This is a genomic window from Streptomyces sp. NPDC044002 (assembly GCF_056434525.1).
On the sequence record NZ_JBWKEZ010000006.1, the window covers coordinates 62,488 to 83,881 of the forward strand.

Consider the following 21,394-nt stretch of genomic DNA (forward strand, 5'->3'; position numbering starts at 1 on the left):
CCGCTCAGAGCTGGAGCTTGAACCCCACGTGGGAGGCGGTGAAACCGAGCCGCTCGTAGAACCGGTGGGCGTCCGTGCGGCTCACGTCCGAGGTGAGCTGGACCAGCACGCAGCCCTCCTGCCGGGACCGCTCGACGGCCCACTCGATGAATCGGGTCCCGAGGCCGCTGCCGCGCTCGTCGGCGTGGATCCGGACGCCTTCGATGATGGACCGGGTGGCGCCCCTGCGGGACAGGCCGGGGACGATCGTGAGCTGGAGGGTGCCCACGACGCGCTCGGCGCGGACCGCGACGACGACCTGCTGGTGCGGGTCGTCGGTCAGCCGCTTCAGTGCCGCGGCGTACGGGGCCAGGTCGTCCGGGGACTCGCGGGTGGCGCCGAGCGGGTCGTCGGCGAGCATGGCGACGATGTCGGGCAGGTCGGCCTCGGTGGCCGGCCGGATGGTGAGCTCGGGGGCTCCGGTCATGGCGGTCTCCTCGTTTTCAGCCGGCGGCGACGGTGAGCGGGGCCCAGCGGCGGGACCAGTCCCCGGGGAGGCCCGGGATGTCCCGGGTCATGACGGCGTTGAAGGCCACGGACCCCAGTCCGCGCTCCTTGAGCCACGCGAGGAGTCCCTCGTGGCGTACGTCCACGTCGGTGCGCAGGTCCCGTCCGGTGCCGGCGGCCAGCTCGGACACCAGGGCCTTGGCGGTGGCGGTGTCACGGGCGATCAGGGGGCCGACGACATGGGTGTCCATGTTGGGCCAGATCGAGGCGTAGCCGATGAGTGCCCCGGAGCGGTCCTCGGCGACCAGCAGCCTGTCGGTGAAGGCCGGGAGCCGGGTGATGAGGTGGGTCCGGTCGGTGCCGAACACCTCGGTGTCCAGCCGGACGATCCCCTGGAGGTCCTCGGCGGAGGCCGGGCGGACGCGGACACCGGCGGGGCCGGCGGCGGCGCCGTCCGGCTCGGGGCGGAAGGCGCCCCGGAGCATCTCGGCGCGGCCGGTGGTGTCGAAGCCGAGCTCCTCGTAGAGCGGGCGGCCGTACGGGGTGGCGTGCAGGGTGAGCGGGACGCCGGCGAGCACGTCGTCGCACACGTGCCTCATGAGGTGCCGGCCCAGGCCCTGGCGGGCGTACCGGTCGGCGACGAGGACCATCCCGATGGCGGCGAGGTCGGGCTTCGCTCCGGGGTCTCCGTACCGGGTGACGACGCAGGCGGCGGCGAGTCCGCGGCCGTCGGGCGCGTCGATCCCGTAGCCGTCGCCGGCGGCGAGCAGCAGCCCCCACTTGTGGTCCTCGCGCGGCCAGCCGCGGTCTTCGGACAGGTCGGCGCAGCGACGGAGGTCTTCCGTGGTCAGTGCGCGGATCGGCAGGTCGGTGAGCGGTGGTGGTGTCACCGGCCCAGAGTGGATCATCGGCTTGCGGCGAGTCCAGGGAATTGAGGGATCCGGGAAGCCGATGTTTCACGTGAAACCGCGGTTGTTTCACGTGAAACATCGGGCTCGCCCGACGGAGCGGATAGCCTCGGCAGCTATGACTTCGCTGCACCTGTTCGACCTCGACGGCACCCTGATGTACGGCTCGGCAGCACCCGTGGAGATCTCCCGGCAGCTCGGAGTGGACACCGAGATCGCCGAGCTGGAGCGGGCCTTCAGCGCCCGGGAGATCGGCCCGCACGAGTTCTCGGTTGCGGCCCGGGAGCTGTGGTCGGAGCTGACGCCCGCCCACGTCCGGGCGGCCTTCGACGGATCGCCCTGGCTGGCGGGCATCCAGGAGGTCTGGACGGAGATCCGGGAGCGCGGTGACTACTGCGCGGTGATCTCGCTGTCCCCCTCGTTCTTCGTGGAGCTGCTGATGGAGTGGGGGGCGCACGCCGCGCACGGCTCGGTCTTCCCGGCGGTGCCCTTCACCGCGCCCGTCGACGTGGCCGGGATCCTGACGCCGGAGCGCAAGGTGGAGGTCGCGGACTCGCTGTGCGCGCGGTTCGGAGTGGGCCGGGCCGACTGCGTCGCGTACGGGGACTCGATGACCGACGCGGTGCTCTTCGAGGCGGTGCCCCGCTCGGTCGCGGTGAACGCGCGCCCCCACCTGGCGGCCCGGGCCACGCACGTCTACCAGGGCCGTGACCTCCGGGAGGCATACCAGCTCCTGGGCGCGGCGCGCCCGGGAGTCGAGGCATCTTAAGGGGAAAAGGGGGTTCGAAACCCCGTTTCTTCCATTCCTCCGCCGCGCTCTCGGTCGGCTGGCACGCTGTGAAACCCGGAACCACGGATTCGGGGCCGTGGCGTGTGAGACCCGACCGAGATGCTCGAAGCGAGGCACCGCATGGACGCTCCGCCCACCAGATCGGCCAGACCGACGGGCCGGATACCCTCCGGGGGCGGCGCCATCGAGCCCTCCCCGGACGCCGTGCTCATCCGCCGGACCCTCGCGGAGATCGCGCCCGTCGCGGACAAGGTGACCTCCTACTTCTACGCCCTGGTCTTCACGGGGCACCCCGAGGTCCGGGAGATGTTCCCGGCGGCCATGGACGTCCAGCGCGACCGGCTGCTGAAGGCCCTGCTGACCGCCGCCGAGCACATCGACGACCCCGCGGTGCTGATCCCGTACCTGCGCCGGCTCGGCGCGGGCCACCGCAAGTACGGCACCGTGTCCGCCCACTACCCGGCCGTCGGCGAGGCGCTGATCGGTGCGCTGGCCCGGTACGCGGAGCTCACCTGGGGGCCGGAGACCGAGGCGGCGTGGGTGCGTGCGTACACGGCCATCTCGCAGACGATGATCGACGCGGCGGCGGAGGACGCGGCAAGGGCGCCGGCCTGGTGGCACGCCGAGGTGGTCTCGCACGACCTGCGCACCTCGGACATCGCCGTGCTGACGGTCCGCCCCGACCAGCCGTACCCGTTCCTCGCCGGCCAGTACACCACCCTGGAGACCCCCTGGTGGCCGCGGGTCTGGCGGCACTACTCCTTCGCCTCGGCGCCCCGCGCGGACGGCCTGCTGTCCTTCCACGTCAAGGCCGTCCCGGCGGGCTGGGTCTCCAACGCCCTGGTGCGGCACGCCCGGCCGGGCGACGTCCTGCGACTGGGGCCGCCGGCCGGTTCGATGGTGGTGGACCACAGCACCGACAACGGCATGCTGTGCCTGGGCGGCGGTACCGGCATCGCCCCGATCAAGGCGCTCATCGAGGACGTCGCCGAGCACGGCGAGCGGCGCCCGGTGGAGGTCTTCTTCGGGGCGCGCAGCGATCACGACCTGTACGACAAGGACACCCTGCTCGGCTTGCAGCGCTCCCACCCGTGGCTGTCGGTCCGCCCGGTGATCGGTGAGGGGCTGGCGGGACAGCTGCCGCAGGCGGTCGGTGAGAACGGGCCCTGGAGCTCGTACGACGCCTTCATCTCGGGGCCGCCGGCGATGGTCCGCAGCGGTGTCGACGCGCTGAAGCGGATCGGGATCCCCGGGGAGCGGATCCGCTTCGACGCCCTGGAGGAGCTGGCGGGCGTGGCCGGCTGAGCACGGATCGGCCCGCTGCCCCTCCCGGTGCCGTCAGCCCAGGTCGGGGGCGTGCATGGCGCGTACCCCCTCGATGTTGCCGTCGAGGTAGTGGCGCAGCGAGAGCGGCACCAGGTGCACTGCGGCGATGCCCACCCGGCTGAAGGGCACGTGGACGATCTCGTACTCGCCCTCGGGTTCGTCGACCTCGGGGCCGTGGCGCAGGTCCGGGTCCATGGACGCGAGCCGGCAGACGAAGAAGTGCTGCACCTTCACCCCGGTCACTCCCCCGGAGGCGATGTGCTCGACGGTGTCGACGAAGCAGGGCACCACATCGGTGACCTTGGCGCCGAGCTCTTCGTGGATCTCCCGGTGGAGGGCGTCGACGACGGTGCTGTCGGAGGCTTCCACACCGCCGCCGGGAGTGAGCCAGTACGGGTCGACGCCGGGCTTGGTGCGCTTGATGAGGATCAGGTCGTCACCGTCGAGCAGGATCGCGCGGGCGGTGCGTTTGACCACGGGACGTTCGGTCATGGGAGAAGAGTGGCCCACGTCCGCCCTTCCGAAACGCGCCATCGTCCGGAACCCGAGGCACTCACCAGTGCACCGCGGCGCGCAGCAGGCGGTCGTGGGCCCGGGCGAGGTGGGCGAGCGCCAGGCTGCCCGCCCGTACGACGAGGAACCAGGTGCGCAGCGGGGGCACGGCGGGTTCCAGCAGGGAGACGACCTCACCGCGGTCCAGGGCGTCCTGGCACAGGTAGCGGGGCAGGACGGCGAGCCCTGCGCCGGCCCGGACGCATCCCAGTACGGCCCGCAGGTCCGGGGCCACGACGGTGGCGGCGGAGTCGGGCACGGAGTCGAAGACGGCGGCCCAGTAGCGGGTGACCAGGGGCAGGCTCTCGTGGACCTCGACGACCGGGATCCCGTCGAGTGCCGCGGGGCCGGAAGCGCTCAGTGCGGCGGGGTCGGCCAGGGCGGCCCAGTAGGGAGCGGCGACCAGCACCTGTTCCTCGTCGCAGAGGACGGTGGTGGTGAAGGGGCCGCCGCGCGGCCGGCCGGTGGTGACGACCAGGTCGTGCTGCCCGGCGGCCAGACCGGCCAGGCTCTCCTCCGTGCCGGGTGCGAGGACGGTCCGCAGGGTCTGGCCCTGGCCGACCAGGGGCGCGAGGGCGGGCAGTACGCGCAGGCAGAGGAATTCCGGGGGCCCGGCGAGGTGCAGGGTCCGCAGGGCCCCGGCGGCCTCCCGCTCGCTCTCGGCGATCCGGAGCAGCGCGTCGAGGTGCGGGGCGGCCTTGTGGGCCAGTTCGTCCCCGACGGCCGTGGGGGTGACGCCCCGGGCGCGCCGGTGGAACAGGGGCCGGCCGAGCTGCCGTTCCAGGGTGCGGATCTGGGAGGTGACGGCGGGCTGTGACAGCCCGAGGAGCGCGGCGGCCCGGGTGAACGAGCCGGCCCGGTGCACGGCGACGAAGGTGCGCAGCAGGGCCAGGTCCATGGCGGCCCCTCTCGGTGGGGGCCTTCAACTATAAATATGCCGATAGGCCCCTGTCGTTACCGTGATTGGACTCTGACGCTGAGTCAACTAGCCTTGTCGGCGTGGTTCTTCTCTCGGGGAACCCGGGGCGGTCCGAGCCACCAGGGGGGAGGCTCGGACCGCCCTGATGCTCCCTGGGCCGGTCAGGCCCCGGCGGCCGCGGAGTCGAGGGCCCGGAGCACGTCGGCGACCAGGTCTTCGGGGTCCTCGGCCCCGGCGGAGAACCGGATGAAGCCCTCCGGCACGTCGTCGCCGCCCCAGCGCCCGCGCCGCTCCGCGGTGGAGCGGACCCCGCCGAAGCTGGTGGCGTCCTCGACCAGGTGCAGGGCGGTCATGAAGCGCTCGGCGTGCGCGCGGTCCGGGAGGGTGAAGGAGACCACCGAGCCGAAGCCGCGCATCTGCCGGACGGCCGTCTTGTGGGAGGGGTCCGAGGGGAGCCCCGGGTAGCGCAGCCCGGTGACCTCGGGCCGGTCGGCCAGCGCCTCGGCCACCGCCAGCGCGTTGCCCCACTGGCGTCCGGCCCGCAGCTGGAGGGTGGCCAGGGAACGGTGGGCCAGCCAGGCCTCCATGGGCCCCGGGATCGCCCCGACGATCTTGCGCCAGTGGCGGACGGCCGCGGCGAGCTCCGGGTCGCGGCAGACGACGTAGCCGAGCAGCAGGTCCCCGTGGCCGGTGAGCCCCTTGGTGCCGCTGGCGACGGAGAAGTCCGCGCCCAGCTCCAGGGGCCGCTGCCCGAGCGGGGTGGCGAGGGTGTTGTCGACGGCGACCAGGGTGCCCGCCGCGTGCGCGGCCGCCACGAGGCGGCGTACGTCGCAGACGTCGAGCCCCGGGTTGGACGGGGTCTCGATCCACAGCAGCCGGGCCCCGTCGATGGCGGCGAGCTGCGCGTCCCGGCCGGTCGGCGCGGTGCGCACGCGGACTCCGTACGCTTCGAGCTGCTCGCGGACCAACGGCAGTGCCTGGTAGCCGTCGGAGGGCAGGACGACGGTGTCGCCGGTGCGGGCCTGGGAGAGCAGGACGGCGGAGACGGCCGCCATGCCGGAGGCGAAGACGACGGTCTCCACCCCCTCCTCGCCGGGCGCCTCCAGTTCCCCGACGGCCCGTTCCAGCAGGGTCCACGTGGGGTTCGTGTCGCGGCCGTAGGTGTACGGGCCGGAGGCCTCGCCGGGGAGGTGGAAGTGCGCGGCGAAGACCGGTCCGGGCAGCGGGGGTTCGTTCTTGGCGGGCTCGGGGAGCCCGGCGCGTACGGCGCGCGTGCCTTCGCCGTACAGGTCGGCCGGGGCCGGGGCCGGGGCCGGGGTCGCGGCCGGCCCGCCTGGGGTGTGCTCGTTCACGGGGTGTGCTCCTTCACGGCGGTGCGTACGGCGTCCAGCAGTCCGGTGCTGGCCGCCTCGACCAGGGCCAGGCACTCCTCGAACCCGTTGAACGGGCCGTAGTACGGATCGGGCACGTCCGACGCGTCCGGTACGCCGGCCCGTGCGGCCGGGGCCGCCGGGTCGTAGGAGCGCAGCAGCCGGACCTTGGCGGCGGCCTCCGGGGTGGGCGCGAGTGCGCGCAGGTCCCGCAGGTGGCCGGCGTCGAGGGCGATGACGAGGTCGAGGCGGTCGAACCACGAGGCCCGGAACTGCCGGGCCCGGTGGTCCTGCTCGTACCCGGCGGCCTCCAGCACGGCGACGGTGCGCGGGTCGGCGCCGTCGCCCTCGTGCCAGCCGCCGGTGCCGGCGCTGTCCACCTCGACCAGCCCGTCGAGGCCGGCCTCGACGACGCGGGCGCGGAAGACCGACTCGGCCATGGGAGAGCGGCATATGTTGCCGGTGCAGACGAAGCACACGCGGTACATGGGCGGTCCGCTCAGTTCTTGTCGGGCAGGGCCAGGTTCACGGCCCAGGAGACGATGGAGATGATCAGGCCGCCGAGGACGGCGGTCCAGAAGCCGTCCACGTGGAAGCTGAGGTCGAACTTCCCGGCCAGCCAGGAGGTCAGCATCAGCATCAGGGCGTTCACGACCAGGGTGAACAGGCCCAGGGTGAGGATGAACAGCGGGAACGACAGCAGCTTCACCACGGGCTTGACGATCAGGTTGACCAGCCCGAAGACCAGCGCGACCAGGATCAGCGTCAGCGCGCGGCGGCCCGTGCTGCTGCCGTCGTCGAGCGTGATGCCCGAGACCAGCCAGATGGCGACGGCCAGGGCCGCCGCGTTGGCGAGCGTCTTGACTACGAAATTCGTCATGTGTCTGATCGTGGCAGAGAAGATCCGGGACGGGCATCGGCAGATCAGCGGATCCCGGGGCACCACGGGCAAGAGCGAGGGGCACAGCGAAGATGAAGGCCTTCCGGCTGGACGAGCTCGAGGCGGAACGCGCCGCCAACAACGGCGCCTATCTGCAGTTCCTGCGGGAGCGGAACATGTCGGTCGGGCTGTACGCGCTCGATGCCGGGCAGAGCGACCCGCAGCAGCCGCACCGCCAGGACGAGGTGTACTTCGTGGTGAGCGGGCGGGCGTCCATCACGGTCGGGGAGGAGACGACGGTGGTGGCCAACGGCAGCGTCGTCTACGTTCCGGCGGGGGTGCCGCACAAGTTCCACCACATCACCGAGCCCCTGAAGGTGATGGTGGTCTTCTCCCCGCCGGAGGGCTGATCCGCCCCGGTCTGAGGGTCGTTCCCCTGATCCCCCTAGGGGGCGGGTCAGGGGGTTCCGAGGGCTCACGGCCCCCTGCGCGGGGCCGCCGCCTCCTAGCATCGAGAGCGAGGGAAGAAACGGACCCGATGACTCGCGAAGTCACGAACTCACGGGGTCACTGACGAGGAAGAGGTAGGAACATGGACGGGATCCGAGCGATGTTCGCGGGCATGCCCTGGTGGGTCAAGTGGGTCGCCGTTCCGCTGCTGGCGCTCTTCGTCTTCGGCGGAGTGATCACCTCCATCCTCGGCGCGCTGATCTCGTTCGCCTTCAAGGCGCTGCTCTTCGTCGCCCTCGTCGGCGGTCTGATCTTCGTGGTCAAGAAGTTCAGCGGCAGTGGCAGCGGAGCGAAGACCTCCTCCGGCGACTGGTAGGACCCGCGCCGTCACCCTGCCCCCAACGGGTAAGGGGATTGACCCAGGCGGGGGAACGGGACCGGCCGAACCGCCCACACAGCAGGAACCGGCCGATAGGGTGGCAATCCGTGCCGTTCCCTGGGGGCGGCCCCCGCAGAGCGGGCCACCCCGAGGCCCGCCGCCACGCCTGGGGGTGAGCTTTGCCTTCGGTTCACAATCCCGGTGTCCCGACCCTGATCGGTTCGGTGCAGCGGGCGTTGAGGCTCCTCGAAGCGGCGGGGTCCCATAGCGGGGGAGCCCCGGCGAAACAGCTGGCGCGCGAGGCCGGGCTCCCGCTCCCCACTGCGTACCACCTGCTGCGCACCCTGACGCACGAGGGCTATCTGCGCCGCGAGGGCGGGGTCTTCGTACTCGGCGACGCGGCCGGCCGGCTGGCGGGCGGCGGACTTCAGCAGAAACGTCGCAGCATGATCCTCGACTCGCTCGCGCACTTCCGCGACGCGGTCGGGGCCCCCGTCTACTTCGCGGTCTACCGAGAGGGTGAGATCGAGGTCGTGGGCGTCTCGGACACCCCGGCCAACCCGGCCTGCCAGGAGTGGGCCGACTTCCGCGCGACCGGCCACGCCCACGCCATCGGCCAGTGCCTGCTGGGCCAGCTCGACGAGAAGACGCGCAGGGACTACTACGACCGGCACCCGGTCGAGAGCATCACGCCCTACACGGTCCGGGACGTACACGCCCTGGAGCAGCGGATCGGCTCCCTGGAACGGATGCAGCCGGTTACGGAGCGTCAGGAGTACGCCCTCGGAACGGTGTGCGCCGCCATCCCGATCACGGCCGGCGATGCCGCCGCGACCATGGCGATTTCCCTTCCCGTGCACCAAGAAGACCGATTGCTCTATGCGGTTGATCGACTACGGAGTGAAGTAGGCGCGCTGTTGAGCACCCTCTCCTTCTCTATCAGTATCTGAAAACTCACTCCTTGTGATCTGCTGGCGCTTCCACCACCCTTGTCAAGACGGCCCTGGGGGATCATTCCTGGCCACTTCCACTACAGCGGGGTAGGCAATGCGCGAGTCGGTACAGGCAGAGGTCATGATGAGCTTCCTCGTTTCCGAGGAGCTCGCGTTCCGGATCCCGGTGGAGCTCCGGTACGAGGCCCGTGACCCCTACGCGGTACGCCTGACCTTCCACCTTCCCGGAGACGCCCCGGTGACCTGGGCGTTCGGCCGGGAGCTGCTTCTCGACGGCATCAACAAGCCGAGCGGTGACGGCGACGTGCACATCGCGCCCACCGATCCCGACGAGCTGTCCGACGTTCACATCCGGCTTCAGGTCGGTGGCGACCGGGCCCTGTTCCGGGCCGGCGCGGGCCCGCTCGTCGCGTTCCTCGACCGCACCGACCGGCTCGTTCCGCTCGGTCAGGAGCGCAACCTCGGCGACTTCGAGGAGAGCCTCGACCAGGCGCTCGGCAGGATCCTCTCGGAGTCCCGGCACGACGGGCGGAAGCTGGGCTGATGCGGGGCCGGGCGGTTCCGGCCCCCGCCCCGCCCTTCAGCGCTTGCGGCGGCGCCGTCCCCGTCCGCCGCGGGCCGGCGCCGCCGCCGGACGGGCCGCCGGGCTGCCGGCCGCTCCGTCAGTGGATCCGGGCCGGTCGGCGGAGACCACCAGCGCTGCCAGCGCCGTGGTCACCGGCACCGAGGCCACGAGCCCGATGGAGCCCACGAGGGTCCGTACGATCTCCTCCGCGACCAGCTCGCTGTTGGCCACCGTCCCCATGCTGCTGTTCGCGATCGAGAACAGCAGCAGGAGCGGCAGTGCGGCGCCGGCGTACGCCAGCACGAGGGTGTTCACCACCGAGGCGATGTGGTCGCGGCCGATCCGGATGGCGGCCCGGTACAGGGCGCGCGGACCCATGTCCGGGTCCGCCTGGTGGAGTTCCCAGACGGCCGAGGTCTGGGTGACCGTCACGTCGTCGAGCACGCCCAGGGATCCGATGATCACGCCTGCGAGCAGCAAACCGCTCATGTCGATGTTCGGGTAGAGCCCGTGGATCAGCCCGGTGTTGTCGTCCGTGTTGCCGCTCAGGAACGCCCAGCCGATGAACTGCGAGCCGAGCACCCCGATCAGCAGGAGCGAGACCAGCGTGCCGAGGACGGCGACCGAGGTCCGCGCCGTCAGCCCGTGGCACATGTAGAGGGCGATCAGCATGATCGCGCTGGCGCCGATGACCGCTACGAGCAACGGGTTCGATCCCTGCAGGATCGCCGGGAGGATGAAGAGCGTCAGGACCCCGAAGCTGACCACGAGCGCGATGAGGGCGAAGAGGCCGCGCATCCGGCCCACCACGACGACCGCGACGGCGAAGATGCCGGCCAGCAGCGCCATAGGGAACTTCCGGTTCACGTCGATCACCGAGTACTGGAGGTCCCGGGGCGCGTCCGGCGCGTACGCCACCACCACCTCCTGGCCCTTCTCCAACTGCCGGGGTGCGCCCGGCTGGACGATCTCGAAGAAGGCCCGGCCCTGATCCGGTCCGCTGGTCACCTCGACGGTGGCCTTCTTGCACTCGCCGGTCTGGGCGGCCTGCGCCTCCCGGCCCTCGGGGGTGGACGTGTCACCCGTGGGAGGGACCTGGGCGGCGTTCACCGATTTGCAGTCGACCTTCGCGAGAGCGACGACCTTGCCCTGCTGGGTCTGCCGGTCGAAGCCCACCCCGGTGCGCTCGTGCGCGGGGGCGCCGCCGGGCCAGAGCAGGGCCATGCCGACGAAGACGGCGGCGGCGAACGGGATCAGTACGGCGGCGATCACCTTGCGCAGGTGCTTGGAGACCGGAGCGGCCGGACCGTGGCCGTGGCTGTGGCCATGACCGTGCCCGTGTCCGTGGCCCTGGGAATGCCCGTGGGAGGAGTCTGCGGCATGCCCGTGGGACGCATGCTCGTGGCCGGTGTGGCCCAAGGGCTCTGTGGGCTCGTGGGGAGGCTGCGGCGAGGACGTCACCGGCAGATCATCGCAAGAGATGAGGGGGCCCACTGTTCAGCACGCCACACACGGCGCTAACGTGGGGGCTACTTTGCACAACGCGGGAGCTCGGAGCACCGGGCTGAGAGGGCGCTGATCACCGTACGCGCATGAGAATGCGTACGGGAGGAGGCTGCGTCGACCGCCGAACCTGTTACCGGGTAATGCCGGCGTAGGGAGATAGGTCTCATGACCATTCAGGACGCACGCACGCCTGCCGTCAGCCAGAACGCCGACGGTCAGACCGAGCGCCAGCCGGGCTGGCACAAGGGCTACGTGGCGGGCTCCCGCCCCGACATCCGGGTGCCGGTCCGCCAGGTCCACCTCACCAACGGCAAGGACGTGACGCTCTACGACACGTCCGGTCCGTACACCGACCCGCAGGTCGAGACCGACGTCCGCCGCGGCCTCGCGCCCCTGCGCGAGAACTGGATCATCGGCCGCGGCGACACCGAGGAGTACGCGGGACGCCCCGTCCGCCCCGAGGACGACGGCATCAAGCACACCTCGCCGCGCGGCGGCCTCAAGAACCTCGACGCGGTCTTCCCGGGCCGCCCGCGCCAGCCCCGCCGAGGCCGTGGCGGCGCCGCCGTCACGCAGCTCGCGTACGCCCGCCGGGGCGAGATCACCCCGGAGATGGAGTACGTCGCGATCCGCGAGAACGTCTCCCCCGAGGTCGTCCGCGAGGAGATCGCCGCAGGCCGCGCGGTGCTTCCGGCCAACGTGAACCACCCGGAGATCGAGCCGATGATCATCGGCAAGAAGTTCCTGGTGAAGGTCAACGCCAACATCGGCAACTCCGCCGTCACCTCCTCGATCGAGGAGGAGGTGGAGAAGATGACCTGGGCGACCCGCTGGGGCGCCGACACGGTCATGGACCTCTCCACCGGCCGCAACATCCACACCACCCGCGAGTGGGTGCTGCGCAACTCCCCCGTCCCGATCGGCACCGTGCCGCTGTACCAGGCCCTGGAGAAGGTCGACGGCAAGGCCGAGGACCTGACCTGGGAGATCTACAAGGACACGGTCATCGAGCAGGCCGAGCAGGGCGTCGACTACATGACGGTCCACGCCGGCGTGCTGCTGCCGTACGTGCCGCTGACCGCCCGTCGCAAGACCGGCATCGTCTCCCGCGGTGGTTCGATCATGGCCGCCTGGTGCCTCGCGCACCACAAGGAGAACTTCCTCTACACGAACTTCGAGGAGCTCTGCGAGATCCTCGCGACGTACGACGTCACCTACTCGCTGGGTGACGGCCTGCGTCCCGGCTCCATCGCGGACGCCAACGACGCGGCGCAGTTCGCGGAGCTGAAGACGCTGGGCGAGCTGAACACCATCGCCAAGCGGCACAACGTCCAGACGATGATCGAGGGCCCGGGCCACGTCCCGATGCACAAGATCAAGGAGAACATCGACCTCCAGCAGGAGATCTGCGAGGAGGCGCCGTTCTACACGCTCGGCCCGCTGACCACCGACGTCGCGCCCGCGTACGACCACATCACCTCGGGCATCGGCGCCGCGATGATCGCCTGGTGGGGCACCGCGATGCTCTGCTACGTGACGCCCAAGGAGCACCTGGGCCTGCCCAACCGCGACGACGTGAAGACCGGCGTCATCACGTACAAGATCTCCGCGCACGCGGCGGACCTGGCCAAGGGCCACCCGGGCGCCCAGGAGTGGGACGACGCCCTGTCGGACGCGCGGTTCGAGTTCCGCTGGGAGGACCAGTTCAACCTGGCCCTCGACCCGGACACGGCCCGTGAGTTCCACGACGAGACCCTCCCTGCCGAGCCGGCCAAGACCGCGCACTTCTGCTCCATGTGCGGTCCGAAGTTCTGCTCCATGAAGATCTCGCAGGACATCCGCCGTGAGCACGGCGGTGACCTGAAGGCCGACGAGATCGAGGCGGGCATGGCGGAGAAGTCCGCCGAGTTCGCGGCCTCGGGCAACAGGGTCTACCTGCCGCTGGCCGACTGACGGGTGCGTAGAGGGTCGGCCGACGGCATTCCGGGGGGAGTCGTCGGCCGGTCTTCGCCGTTCCCTGCTGAGCCCGTGGGGGCGGATGTTTCACGTGAAACAGGGCCGGCAGGGCTGGAGGGGCCGGCAGGGGCAGCAGGGCCGGCAGGGCCGGACGGGCAGCGGCAGCCGGTGCCGGGGGCCGGTGGCCTACTCCGGGTCGTGGTCAGGTCCGCCGAAGTCCGGGCTGGTGAAGTCCGGAGAGCTGAAACCGGGGCGTGGGCCCTGGGAGTTCGGGCCCGGGCTCGTGAAGTCCGGACGCGTGTAGCCCAGGCTGGGGATCCGTCCGGCCCCCGGGGTGCGCGGCACCGGGTAGCCCGGCCCGGCGGTCGGGTCGGCCAGGGCGTCGCGCAGGAACGGCACGATGCCCCGTTCCAGCAGTGCGTTCCGCCAGGCCTCCCGGGCGCGGGAGAGCTCGTCGGGTATAGGCACGCTCTCTTCCGCCGCGACCTCCGTGGAGCTGTTGCGCAGGGCCGTCACGAGCAGCCCGACCACCGCGAACACCAGGGCGGCCACGGTGAGCCCGCCGAAGAGCCAGCCCGCCGTCAGCATCGTCTCGGCGAAGGCCGGGGCGGGGTCGATCATCTTGAGGCCGTATCCCACCAGCAGGAAGATCAGCATGGCCGTGCCCGCCAGGACCGGTGCGAGGACGCCGACCACGGCGCTCACGCCGGCCCCGCCGTCCTGGTCCTCGCCGCCGTCCTCGGCGTTCGTCCCGGAGGCCGACAGGGCCCCGTCGCGCAGCTCCTCCCGCACCTTCACGTAGTGGTCGTACTCGGCGGCCGCCGCGGCGGTCAGGAGCGCGGTGGCGGCCAGGGCCATGGTGCGCAGTTGTTCGGCGTTCAGCCGTTCGCCGAGAGTGGCGAGTTCGGGCCGTTCGTCCGCGGTGCGCAGCGCCTCGTCGAGGAGCCGGTCGAACTCCGGTCGGTCTTCGGTCAGCAGGTGCGGAGCGCTGGTCATGTGCATCCCCCGATGCTCCGTACGTGCCGGTATGCCCGCGTAGATACGGGGCTCCGGCACAAACGGAGGAGAGCCTGCTACGGATAGAGCGATGGTAGAGCGCCCCTGCCACGCCGTGACAGGGGCTTTGCTGAAATACCCCGCTCCGAGAACGCTCAGTCGCGCAGAGGTAGTTGAACGACGAGCAGCTTGCCCGCCATCGTCACTCCGCCGTCCATCGCGATGGCCAGCCCGTCGGCGTACACGTGCGGCCCGTCCACGGCTTCCGGGCCGTGGGAGTCGTCGCCGTCCTCGGTGCCCACCTCGCCGAGCAGGTACGGGATGGGGCTGTGGCCGTGGACGACGCGGCCGCCGCCGTAGGTGGCCAGGAGTTCCCGTACGGCCTGGGGGCCGGTCTCCTCGTCGCGGAAGGCGAACCGCTTGGTGAACTTGCGGAACAGGTCCCAGGTGATGTCGGCGTCGTTGCGGTTGAGCAGCTCGTGGATGGTGTCGTTGACGTCCTCGATGGAGTCGCCGTAGTCCAGGTACGCCGTGGTGTCGGAGTGCAGCAGCAGGTGGCCGTCCTGCAGCGTCGCCGCGTCGAGGCGGGACATCCACTGGAGGTGGACGTCCTCCAGACGCTCCATGTCGGTGCGCTGGCCGCCGTTGAGGAGCCAGGCGGCCTGGAAGGTGGCGGTTCCGGCGCCGGAGGACACGGGGGTGTCGCCGAAGCGCTTGGCGCCGATCAGGAGCAGTTCGTGGTTGCCCATCAGGGCCTTGCAGTAGCCGCCGGCTGCGGCGGCCTCGGCGGAGAGCCGCATGACGAGGTCGATGACGCCGATGCCGTCGGGGCCGCGGTCGGTGAAGTCGCCGAGGAACCAGAGCCGGGCGTTGCCGGCGGACCAGCGGCATTCGGAGTCGATGAGGTGCTGGGCCTGGAGTTCCCGGATGAGTTCGTCCAGGTAGCCGTGTACGTCGCCCACGACGTAGAGCGGGCCGGGGCCGGAGCCCGGGTTCTCCTGGGGGACGTACTGGACCTGCACGGTGTCCCCGGGGCCGCCGGCCGAGCCGCGGACGATGATGGGCAGGTCGCGCTGCGTGGGCGTGTAGCCGTCGTCACCGCCGTCGTCGTACTCGCCGTCGCCCGCGGTGCGCTGCTGCGGGACCGTCTCCGTGCCCGGGTGGGCGTGAGGGGCCGCGGCGGGCCGGTCGGGGGCGTAGGCGGGCCGCGGGGGCGCGGGAGTGCTCTCGTCGTAGTACGCGGGGTACTCGCCGTACACGGGGGGTTCGCCGGGCAGTGCGGCGGGCGCGGTGTACGGCGCGGGTTCGACGACCGGCACCCGGAAGTCCCGCAGCGTGTCCGTCCGCATCGCGGGTCCCTGACCGGCCCCCTGAGTCATCGACCCCTCCACCACCGTCGCGCTGCCGTACACCTGCGGACCCTCCTCACCTCCGGGGCGGAGGGTCCGTGATGTCGTGCGCCCATCATAGGAATGCGGCTCGCGCTCTGTGACGCACCAGGGGTGGTGAATCCTGGCCGGAACCTCTCCTTCCTGCCCTTTTGGCCTGATTTGGGAGTTGTGGAAATCCTGGGCGGGACCATCGGTCCCGCCCGTGTGACGGTGTGGAGGTCAGTCCTGGGCCGGCGAGCGCGGCGGGCTGACGGTCGTGCGGGGTGTTCTGCGCTGCGAGGAGGTGCGGATGATCAGCTCGGTCGGCACGACCTGTTCCACGGGGCGTCCGGTGTCCACTCCCTCGATCGCGTCGATCAGCAGTTGTACGACGGCGGTGCCGATGCGGCGGGGCTTGAGGGAGAGCGTGGTGATGGGCGGTTCGGTGTTGGCGTAGACGGTGGACTCGCTGCAGCAGACGAGGAGCAGGTCCTCGGGGACCCGCAGCCCGTAGCGCCGGGCGGCGGCGAGGAGGTCGGTGCCGTTGGGGTCGAAGAGCCCGTACACGGCGTCCGGCCGGTCGGGGCGGGCGAGGAGCCGGTCGGCGGCGACGGCGCCGGCGCACGGGTCGTGGGCGGGGTAGGACTCGTAGACCGGGTCCTGGCCGACGCGCTCGCACCAGTTGAGGTACGCGGTCGTGGAGAGCCGGGTGTAGGTGTCGGTGGTGGTGCCGGTGAGCAGCCCGATGCGGCGGGCCCCGGCGGCGGCGAGATGGTCGAGGAGGCCCAGTACGGCGGCCTCGTGGTCGTTGTCCACCCAGGCGGTGACGGGCAGGGTGCCCGCCGGCCGGCCGTCGGAGACCACGGGCAGGCCCTGGCGGACCAGTTCGCTGACGACCGGGTCGTGGTCGGAGGGGTCGATGACGACGGTGCCGTCGAGGGCCACGTTGGACCAGACGTCGTGTCGTGAGGTGGCGGGCAGGATGACGAGGGCGTAGCCGCGGGCGAGCGCGGCGGAGGTGGCGGCCCGTGCCATCTCGGCGAAGTAGGCGAATTCGGTGAAGGTGAAAGGTTCATCCCCGTACGTGGTCACGGTCAGGCCGATGAGGCCCGACTTGCCGGTACGGAGGGTGCGGGCCGCGGCGGAGGGGCGGTACCCCAGCCGGTCGGCGACCTCGCGGACGTGGCGGCGGGTGGCGTCCGGCAGCCTCCCCTTGCCATTGAGCGCGTCGGAGACGGTTGTGATGGACACGCCCGCCGCGGCGGCCACGTCCCTGATGCCGGCCCGGCCCTGTCGGCCGCCGACCCGCCGGGTGGTCTCGGTCCGGCTCACCTGATGCTTCCCTGCTGCTGTCATGGCGAGCCGATAGTAGGGCGCTGAGGGGAGGGTGGTTCGGGTGCATATGCACGCGTTGACAGGCACGATTCTGCATGGTTCGCCACCCCCAATGACCTTGGAATTGAAGGTATTTGCGGCCCTGGGCTGAGATTGGGGCTTGTCGACGGGTACGAGCATGCCAAAACGGAGCCGTCCCGGGCCGCCCTCAACTCACCTGCACGAGGGACGCGCGCCACGGCGCAGGCCACCGGCGCACGCATATATGCGCGCGCTCCCCCTGTGTTCCTGGCGCCCGCCATTCTCGGATCGGCGGAATCCTCATAAGGTGAGCAGTATTGAGTCGACGGAGACGTCGACGGGACGGTCGAGGAGGACCTGCGGTGAGCGAGAAGAGCCCGAAGCTGCGCGCCGAGCTGGACGGCATTCCCACCTACAAGCCCGGCAAGCCCGCCGCCGCGGGCGGGGCCGTCGCGTTCAAGCTGTCCTCGAACGAGAACCCGTATCCGCCGCTTCCGGGGGTCCTGGAGACCGCCGTGGCGGCCGCCGGCCGGTTCAACCGCTACCCGGACATGGCGTGCACCGGCCTGGTGAACGAGCTGGCGGAGCGTTTCGGCGTGCCGGTCGAGCACATCGCCACGGGCACCGGCTCGGTGGGCGTGGCCCAGTCGCTGATCCAGTCCACGGCCGGCCCGGGCGACGAGGTCATCTACGCCTGGCGCTCCTTCGAGGCGTACCCGATCATCACCCAGATCTCGGGTGCGAAGTCGGTGCAGGTGCCGCTGACCGACGGTGACGTCCACGACCTGGACGCGATGGCCGCCGCGATCACCGACCGGACCCGGCTGATCTTCGTCTGCAACCCCAACAACCCCACCGGCACCGCTGTGCGCCGCGCCGAGCTGGAGCGGTTCCTGGACCGGGTGCCCTCGGACGTCCTGGTGGTGCTGGACGAGGCCTACCGGGAGTTCGTGCGCGACGCCGACGTCCCGGACGGCATCGAGCTCTACCGCGACCGCCCGAACGTGGCCGTGCTGCGCACGTTCTCCAAGGCGTACGGGCTGGCCGGCCTGCGCGTCGGCTTCGCGGTGGCCCACGAGCCGGTGGCCGCGGCGCTGCGCAAGACGGCGGTGCCCTTCGGTGTGAGCCAGCTCGCCCAGGATGCGGCGGTCGCCTCGCTGCAGGCCGAGGACGAGCTGATGGGCCGGGTCGGGGCGCTGGTGTGCGAGCGCAACCGGGTCCACGAGACGCTGCTCGCGCAGGGCTGGACGGTCCCGGACACCCAGGCCAACTTCGTCTGGATGCGGCTGGGGGAGCGGACCGCCGACTTCGCGGCGGCCTGCGAGAAGGCCGGTGTGGTGGTCCGGCCCTTCGCGGGCGAGGGCCTGCGGGTCACGATCGGTGAGACCGAGGCGAACGACCTCTTCCTGCACACGGCGGAGGCGTTCTTCAAGGAGCTGTAGGCAGGGAGCCGCGGCCGGGTTGCCGCAGCCGTGGAGCCGGGGTCAGACCAGTTCCACGCGGATGGGGTCGCCGTCGCGGACGGTGGCCAGGAGGCGGGGGTCGCCGTCGAACGAGCCGAGCACGTTGCAGGGGCTCGCCAGGCGGCTCTCGCCCCCGCGCGAGATGGGCGTGGGGCCGTAGGGCAGGGCGAGTGCGTCGCCCTCGGTCCAGAAGGCGACCGTGCCGGGCTCGACGACCTGCTGGGCGTCGTCCTCCAGGGCCACGGAGACCCCGGTGTCGAAGTAGACCTCCTCGCCCCAGGTGTTCGCGGAGGCGGAGATCGGAAGGGCCGCGGCCAGCGCCTTGCTGGTCGGGGTCTCGTCGAGGGTCGCGGTGAGCAGGCCCGCGGGCCAGGAGATTCGAATCTGCATGGCCACATTCAACAATCTGTTGAATTTCTTGGCTAGTGGCCGAGGGTGTGGCCAATAAAGGGGACCCCGGCCGATTCGGGCCGCGAGCGATAGGACATAATGCTTGTGAATGTGAACGCGTTCACAAGCGTGTCCTGCTTCCTCCCGGTATGGGAGGGAACCCGCCAGGCAGACTGCCCGCTGTGACCACGGCGACGACAAGGAGAAGACGACGTGGACCTAGCTTTGGCGCCTGAGACATTGGCGCGCTGGCAGTTCGGCATCACCACCGTCTACCACTTCCTCTTCGTTCCGCTCACGATCTCGCTTGCCGCGCTGACTGCCGGCCTGCAGACCGCGTGGGTCCGCACGGAGAAGGAGAAGTACCTCAGAGCCACGAAGTTCTGGGGCAAGCTTTTCTTGATCAATATCGCGATGGGTGTCGTCACCGGCATCGTCCAGGAGTTCCAGTTCGGCATGAACTGGTCCGACTACTCGCGATTCGTGGGTGACATCTTCGGTGCCCCGCTGGCGTTCGAGGCCTTGATCGCCTTCTTCTTCGAGTCGACCTTCATCGGCTTGTGGATCTTCGGCTGGGACAAGCTCCCCAAGAAGATCCACCTCGCCTGCATCTGGATGGTCTCCCTCGGCACCGTCCTGTCCGCCTACTTCATCCTGGCGGCCAACTCCTGGATGCAGCACCCGGTCGGCTACCGCATCAACGAGGAGCGGGGCCGGGCCGAGCTCACCGACTTCTGGGCGGTCCTCACCCAGGACACGGCCCTCACCCAGTTCTTCCACACCATCACGGCCGCGTTCCTCGTCGGCGGTGCGTTCATGGTCGGCATCGCCGCCTTCCACCTGGCGCGCAAGAAGCACGTCCCGGTGATGCGCAGCTCGCTGCGGCTCGGCCTGGTCGTCATGATCATTGCCGGGATGGGCACCGCGATCAGCGGCGACCTGCTCGGCAAGGTGATGTTCAAGCAGCAGCCGATGAAGATGGCCGCCGCGGAGGCGCTCTGGGACGGCGAGGCGCCGGCCCCCTTCTCGGTCTTCGCCTACGGAGACGTGGAGAAGGGCCACAACAAGGTGGCGATAGAGATCCCCGGCCTCCTGTCCTTCCTCGCCAACGACGACTTCAGCTCCTTCGTCCCCGGCATCAACGACGTCAACAAGGCCGAGCAGGAGAAGTTCGGCCCCGGCGACTACCGCCCCAACATCCCCGTCGCCTACTGGGGCTTCCGCTGGATGATCGGTTTCGGCATGGCCTCCCTCGGGATCGGCATGCTCGGTCTGTGGCTGACCCGCAAGCGGTTCATGCTGCCGCCGGCGCTGCGCACCGGTGAGGACGAGGTCCCCCATCTCGTCCTCTTCAAGAAGGCGCTCAGCCCCCGGTTCGCCCGCCTGTACTGGATCGCCGCGCTCTGGACCATGCTCTTCCCGCTGATCGCCAACTCCTGGGGCTGGATCTTCACCGAGATGGGCCGCCAGCCCTGGGTGGTCTACGGAGTGCTGCGCACCAAGGACGCGGTCTCGCCGGGCGTCTCGCAGGGCGAGGTGCTCACCTCGATGATCGGCTTCACGCTGCTCTACGCCGTGCTCGCGGTGATCGAGGTCAGGCTCCTCGTGAAGTACGTCAAGGCCGGCCCGCCCGAGCTCACCGAGGCCGACCTCAACCCGCCCACCAGGATCGGCGGGGACGACAAGAACCCCGACCGGCCGATGGCCTTCTCGTACTGAGGCTGAGGAGACCACACCATGGAACTTCACGACGTCTGGTTCGTACTGATCGCCGTCCTGTGGACCGGCTACTTCTTCCTGGAGGGCTTCGACTTCGGCATCGGTGTCCTGACCAAGCTCCTCGCCCGGGACCGCACGGAGAAGCGGGTCCTGATCAACACCATCGGACCCGTCTGGGACGGCAACGAGGTCTGGCTGCTCACGGCCGGCGGTGCCACCTTCGCCGCCTTCCCCGAGTGGTACGCGACCCTCTTCTCCGGCTTCTACCTGCCGCTGCTGATCATCCTGGGCTGCCTCATCGTCCGCGGTGTCGCCTTCGAGTACCGCCACAAGCGGTCCGAGGAGCGGTGGCAGACCAACTGGGAACACGCGATCTTCTGGACCTCGCTGATCCCGGCCTTCCTGTGGGGCGTGGCCTTCGCCAACATCGCGCGCGGCGTGAAGATCGACCAGGACATGGAGTACGTCGGCAACGTCCTCGACCTGCTCAACGTCTACTCGGTCCTCGGCGGCCTGGTCACCCTCACCCTGTTCACCTTCCACGGCGCCGTCTTCGCCGCGCTGAAGACCGTCGGGGACATCCGGGACCGTGCGCGTGCGCTCGCCACCCGGCTGGGTGTGGTGACGGCCGTCCTGGCCCTGGCCTTCCTGATCTGGACCCAGGCCTCGCGCGGTGACGTGTGGAGCCTGGTGGCGATGGCCGTCGCCGTACTGGCACTGGTCGGGGCCCTCGGGTTCAACCTGGCGGGCCGCGAGGGCTGGGCGTTCGCCCTGTCCGGGATCACCATCGCGGCGGCCGTCGCGATGCTCTTCCTGACGCTGTTCCCGAACGTCATGCCGTCCTCGCTGGACGCGGCCTGGAGCCTCACGGTCACCAACGCCTCGTCCACCCCGTACACCCTGAAGATCATGACCTGGTGCGCGGCCGTGGCCACTCCCCTGGTCCTGCTCTACCAGGGCTGGACGTACTGGGTCTTCCGCAAGCGGATCGGTACGCAGCACATCGTCGACGCGCACTGAGCCGCGCGCGTCACTCCTGCCCGACCCTGCCGAGGGGATG

Annotated in this window: 22 protein-coding genes; 10 read left to right on the forward strand and 12 right to left on the reverse strand. The window is 70.6% G+C overall.

Annotated features, from left to right (window positions below):
* Positions 1 to 4: 4 nt before the first annotated feature.
* Positions 5 to 466, reverse strand: a complete 462-nt coding sequence (locus tag AC07A6_RS06425; protein ID WP_478776300.1) for an N-acetyltransferase family protein — start codon at positions 464 to 466, stop codon at positions 5 to 7.
* Between the two features lie 16 nt (positions 467 to 482).
* Entirely contained in the window at positions 483 to 1,376 is an 894-nt protein-coding gene (locus tag AC07A6_RS06430; protein ID WP_478776301.1) for a GNAT family N-acetyltransferase, read from the reverse strand.
* A 136-nt stretch (positions 1,377 to 1,512) separates the two neighbouring features.
* Here AC07A6_RS06430 and AC07A6_RS06435 point away from each other — a divergent pair, with 136 nt between their 5' ends.
* Entirely contained in the window at positions 1,513 to 2,163 is a 651-nt protein-coding gene (locus AC07A6_RS06435) for an HAD family hydrolase (RefSeq protein ID WP_478776302.1), read from the forward strand.
* Positions 2,164 to 2,304: 141 nt separating this feature from the next.
* Positions 2,305 to 3,489 (forward strand): globin domain-containing protein, encoded by a 1,185-nt coding sequence (locus AC07A6_RS06440; RefSeq protein ID WP_362456639.1) that lies wholly within the window; start codon positions 2,305 to 2,307, stop codon positions 3,487 to 3,489.
* A 33-nt stretch (positions 3,490 to 3,522) separates the two neighbouring features.
* Here the strand turns inward: AC07A6_RS06440 and AC07A6_RS06445 are convergent, their stop codons facing one another.
* From AC07A6_RS06445 to AC07A6_RS06465, 5 genes are all read right to left on the reverse strand, one after another.
* On the reverse strand, positions 3,523 to 4,002 hold the full coding sequence (locus tag AC07A6_RS06445; protein ID WP_478776303.1) for an NUDIX domain-containing protein: 480 nt from the start codon (positions 4,000 to 4,002) through the stop codon (positions 3,523 to 3,525).
* A 61-nt stretch (positions 4,003 to 4,063) separates the two neighbouring features.
* Positions 4,064 to 4,960, reverse strand: a complete 897-nt coding sequence (locus tag AC07A6_RS06450) for a LysR family transcriptional regulator (RefSeq protein ID WP_362456633.1) — start codon at positions 4,958 to 4,960, stop codon at positions 4,064 to 4,066.
* A gap of 182 nt (positions 4,961 to 5,142) precedes the next feature.
* Positions 5,143 to 6,333, reverse strand: a complete 1,191-nt coding sequence (locus tag AC07A6_RS06455; protein WP_478776304.1) for a cystathionine gamma-lyase — start codon at positions 6,331 to 6,333, stop codon at positions 5,143 to 5,145.
* Positions 6,330 to 6,839 (reverse strand): low molecular weight protein-tyrosine-phosphatase, encoded by a 510-nt coding sequence (locus AC07A6_RS06460; protein WP_478776305.1) that lies wholly within the window; start codon positions 6,837 to 6,839, stop codon positions 6,330 to 6,332. Before AC07A6_RS06460 ends, AC07A6_RS06455 begins: the two co-directional genes overlap by 4 nt.
* A gap of 11 nt (positions 6,840 to 6,850) precedes the next feature.
* Positions 6,851 to 7,231, reverse strand: coding sequence for a phage holin family protein (locus AC07A6_RS06465; RefSeq protein WP_007265269.1), 381 nt, complete (start codon positions 7,229 to 7,231; stop codon positions 6,851 to 6,853).
* A 92-nt stretch (positions 7,232 to 7,323) separates the two neighbouring features.
* Here AC07A6_RS06465 and AC07A6_RS06470 point away from each other — a divergent pair, with 92 nt between their 5' ends.
* The 4 genes from AC07A6_RS06470 (at position 7,324) to AC07A6_RS06485 (ending at position 9,557) form a co-directional block, all read left to right on the forward strand.
* Positions 7,324 to 7,641: a cupin domain-containing protein gene (locus AC07A6_RS06470; protein ID WP_125813396.1), complete on the forward strand. Its 318-nt coding sequence runs from the start codon at positions 7,324 to 7,326 to the stop codon at positions 7,639 to 7,641.
* Positions 7,642 to 7,832: 191 nt separating this feature from the next.
* A complete protein-coding gene (locus AC07A6_RS06475) occupies positions 7,833 to 8,057 on the forward strand; it encodes a DUF5326 family protein (RefSeq protein ID WP_386270715.1) in 225 nt (74 codons plus the stop codon).
* A gap of 182 nt (positions 8,058 to 8,239) precedes the next feature.
* On the forward strand, positions 8,240 to 9,010 hold the full coding sequence (locus tag AC07A6_RS06480; RefSeq protein WP_362456622.1) for an IclR family transcriptional regulator: 771 nt from the start codon (positions 8,240 to 8,242) through the stop codon (positions 9,008 to 9,010).
* Positions 9,011 to 9,107: 97 nt separating this feature from the next.
* Positions 9,108 to 9,557 (forward strand): SsgA family sporulation/cell division regulator, encoded by a 450-nt coding sequence (locus tag AC07A6_RS06485; protein WP_362456619.1) that lies wholly within the window; start codon positions 9,108 to 9,110, stop codon positions 9,555 to 9,557.
* Positions 9,558 to 9,593: 36 nt separating this feature from the next.
* Here the strand turns inward: AC07A6_RS06485 and AC07A6_RS06490 are convergent, their stop codons facing one another.
* Entirely contained in the window at positions 9,594 to 11,039 is a 1,446-nt protein-coding gene (locus tag AC07A6_RS06490) for a YibE/F family protein (protein WP_478776306.1), read from the reverse strand.
* Positions 11,040 to 11,249: 210 nt separating this feature from the next.
* Here AC07A6_RS06490 and thiC point away from each other — a divergent pair, with 210 nt between their 5' ends.
* Positions 11,250 to 13,037, forward strand: a complete 1,788-nt coding sequence (thiC, locus tag AC07A6_RS06495; RefSeq protein WP_125813399.1) for a phosphomethylpyrimidine synthase ThiC — start codon at positions 11,250 to 11,252, stop codon at positions 13,035 to 13,037.
* Between the two features lie 189 nt (positions 13,038 to 13,226).
* Here thiC and AC07A6_RS06500 read toward each other — a convergent pair whose 3' ends face one another.
* From AC07A6_RS06500 to AC07A6_RS06510, 3 genes are all read right to left on the reverse strand, one after another.
* Positions 13,227 to 14,042 carry a hypothetical protein gene (locus AC07A6_RS06500; RefSeq protein WP_362456613.1) on the reverse strand — a complete coding sequence of 272 codons (816 nt, stop codon included), beginning with the start codon at positions 14,040 to 14,042 and terminating at the stop codon, positions 13,227 to 13,229.
* 149 nt (positions 14,043 to 14,191) lie between these two features.
* On the reverse strand, positions 14,192 to 15,430 hold the full coding sequence (locus AC07A6_RS06505) for a metallophosphoesterase (protein ID WP_478776385.1): 1,239 nt from the start codon (positions 15,428 to 15,430) through the stop codon (positions 14,192 to 14,194).
* A 216-nt stretch (positions 15,431 to 15,646) separates the two neighbouring features.
* A complete protein-coding gene (locus AC07A6_RS06510; RefSeq protein WP_007265278.1) occupies positions 15,647 to 16,762 on the reverse strand; it encodes a LacI family DNA-binding transcriptional regulator in 1,116 nt (371 codons plus the stop codon).
* A gap of 362 nt (positions 16,763 to 17,124) precedes the next feature.
* Between AC07A6_RS06510 and hisC the strand changes: the two genes are divergently transcribed.
* Positions 17,125 to 18,204 (forward strand): histidinol-phosphate transaminase, encoded by a 1,080-nt coding sequence (hisC, locus tag AC07A6_RS06515; RefSeq protein WP_385762798.1) that lies wholly within the window; start codon positions 17,125 to 17,127, stop codon positions 18,202 to 18,204.
* 42 nt (positions 18,205 to 18,246) lie between these two features.
* Here the strand turns inward: hisC and AC07A6_RS06520 are convergent, their stop codons facing one another.
* On the reverse strand, positions 18,247 to 18,615 hold the full coding sequence (locus AC07A6_RS06520; RefSeq protein WP_042801275.1) for a cyclophilin-like fold protein: 369 nt from the start codon (positions 18,613 to 18,615) through the stop codon (positions 18,247 to 18,249).
* 213 nt (positions 18,616 to 18,828) lie between these two features.
* On the opposite strand from AC07A6_RS06520, the gene AC07A6_RS06525 reads away from it, so the two are divergent.
* Positions 18,829 to 20,334 (forward strand): cytochrome ubiquinol oxidase subunit I, encoded by a 1,506-nt coding sequence (locus tag AC07A6_RS06525; protein ID WP_362456605.1) that lies wholly within the window; start codon positions 18,829 to 18,831, stop codon positions 20,332 to 20,334.
* 18 nt (positions 20,335 to 20,352) lie between these two features.
* Positions 20,353 to 21,354, forward strand: coding sequence for a cytochrome d ubiquinol oxidase subunit II (gene cydB, locus AC07A6_RS06530; protein ID WP_478776307.1), 1,002 nt, complete (start codon positions 20,353 to 20,355; stop codon positions 21,352 to 21,354).
* Positions 21,355 to 21,394 lie beyond the last annotated feature (40 nt).

What these genes read in the sequence shown, in the direction of transcription:
- thiC (WP_125813399.1), top strand. Translation starts at nt 11,250, where the DNA reads ATGACCATTCAGGACGCACGCACGCCTGCCGTCAGCCAGAACGCCGAC.
- cydB (WP_478776307.1), top strand. Translation starts at nt 20,353, where the DNA reads ATGGAACTTCACGACGTCTGGTTCGTACTGATCGCCGTCCTGTGGACC.
- AC07A6_RS06465 (WP_007265269.1), bottom strand. Translation starts at nt 7,231, where the DNA reads ATGACGAATTTCGTAGTCAAGACGCTCGCCAACGCGGCGGCCCTGGCC.
- AC07A6_RS06435 (WP_478776302.1), top strand. Translation starts at nt 1,513, where the DNA reads ATGACTTCGCTGCACCTGTTCGACCTCGACGGCACCCTGATGTACGGC.
- AC07A6_RS06510 (WP_007265278.1), bottom strand. Translation starts at nt 16,762, where the DNA reads ATGACAGCAGCAGGGAAGCATCAGGTGAGCCGGACCGAGACCACCCGG.
- AC07A6_RS06440 (WP_362456639.1), top strand. Translation starts at nt 2,305, where the DNA reads ATGGACGCTCCGCCCACCAGATCGGCCAGACCGACGGGCCGGATACCC.
- AC07A6_RS06520 (WP_042801275.1), bottom strand. Translation starts at nt 18,615, where the DNA reads ATGCAGATTCGAATCTCCTGGCCCGCGGGCCTGCTCACCGCGACCCTC.
- AC07A6_RS06445 (WP_478776303.1), bottom strand. Translation starts at nt 4,002, where the DNA reads ATGACCGAACGTCCCGTGGTCAAACGCACCGCCCGCGCGATCCTGCTC.
- AC07A6_RS06500 (WP_362456613.1), bottom strand. Translation starts at nt 14,042, where the DNA reads ATGCACATGACCAGCGCTCCGCACCTGCTGACCGAAGACCGACCGGAG.
- AC07A6_RS06450 (WP_362456633.1), bottom strand. Translation starts at nt 4,960, where the DNA reads ATGGACCTGGCCCTGCTGCGCACCTTCGTCGCCGTGCACCGGGCCGGC.
- AC07A6_RS06470 (WP_125813396.1), top strand. Translation starts at nt 7,324, where the DNA reads ATGAAGGCCTTCCGGCTGGACGAGCTCGAGGCGGAACGCGCCGCCAAC.
- AC07A6_RS06460 (WP_478776305.1), bottom strand. Translation starts at nt 6,839, where the DNA reads ATGTACCGCGTGTGCTTCGTCTGCACCGGCAACATATGCCGCTCTCCC.
- AC07A6_RS06485 (WP_362456619.1), top strand. Translation starts at nt 9,108, where the DNA reads ATGCGCGAGTCGGTACAGGCAGAGGTCATGATGAGCTTCCTCGTTTCC.
- AC07A6_RS06425 (WP_478776300.1), bottom strand. Translation starts at nt 466, where the DNA reads ATGACCGGAGCCCCCGAGCTCACCATCCGGCCGGCCACCGAGGCCGAC.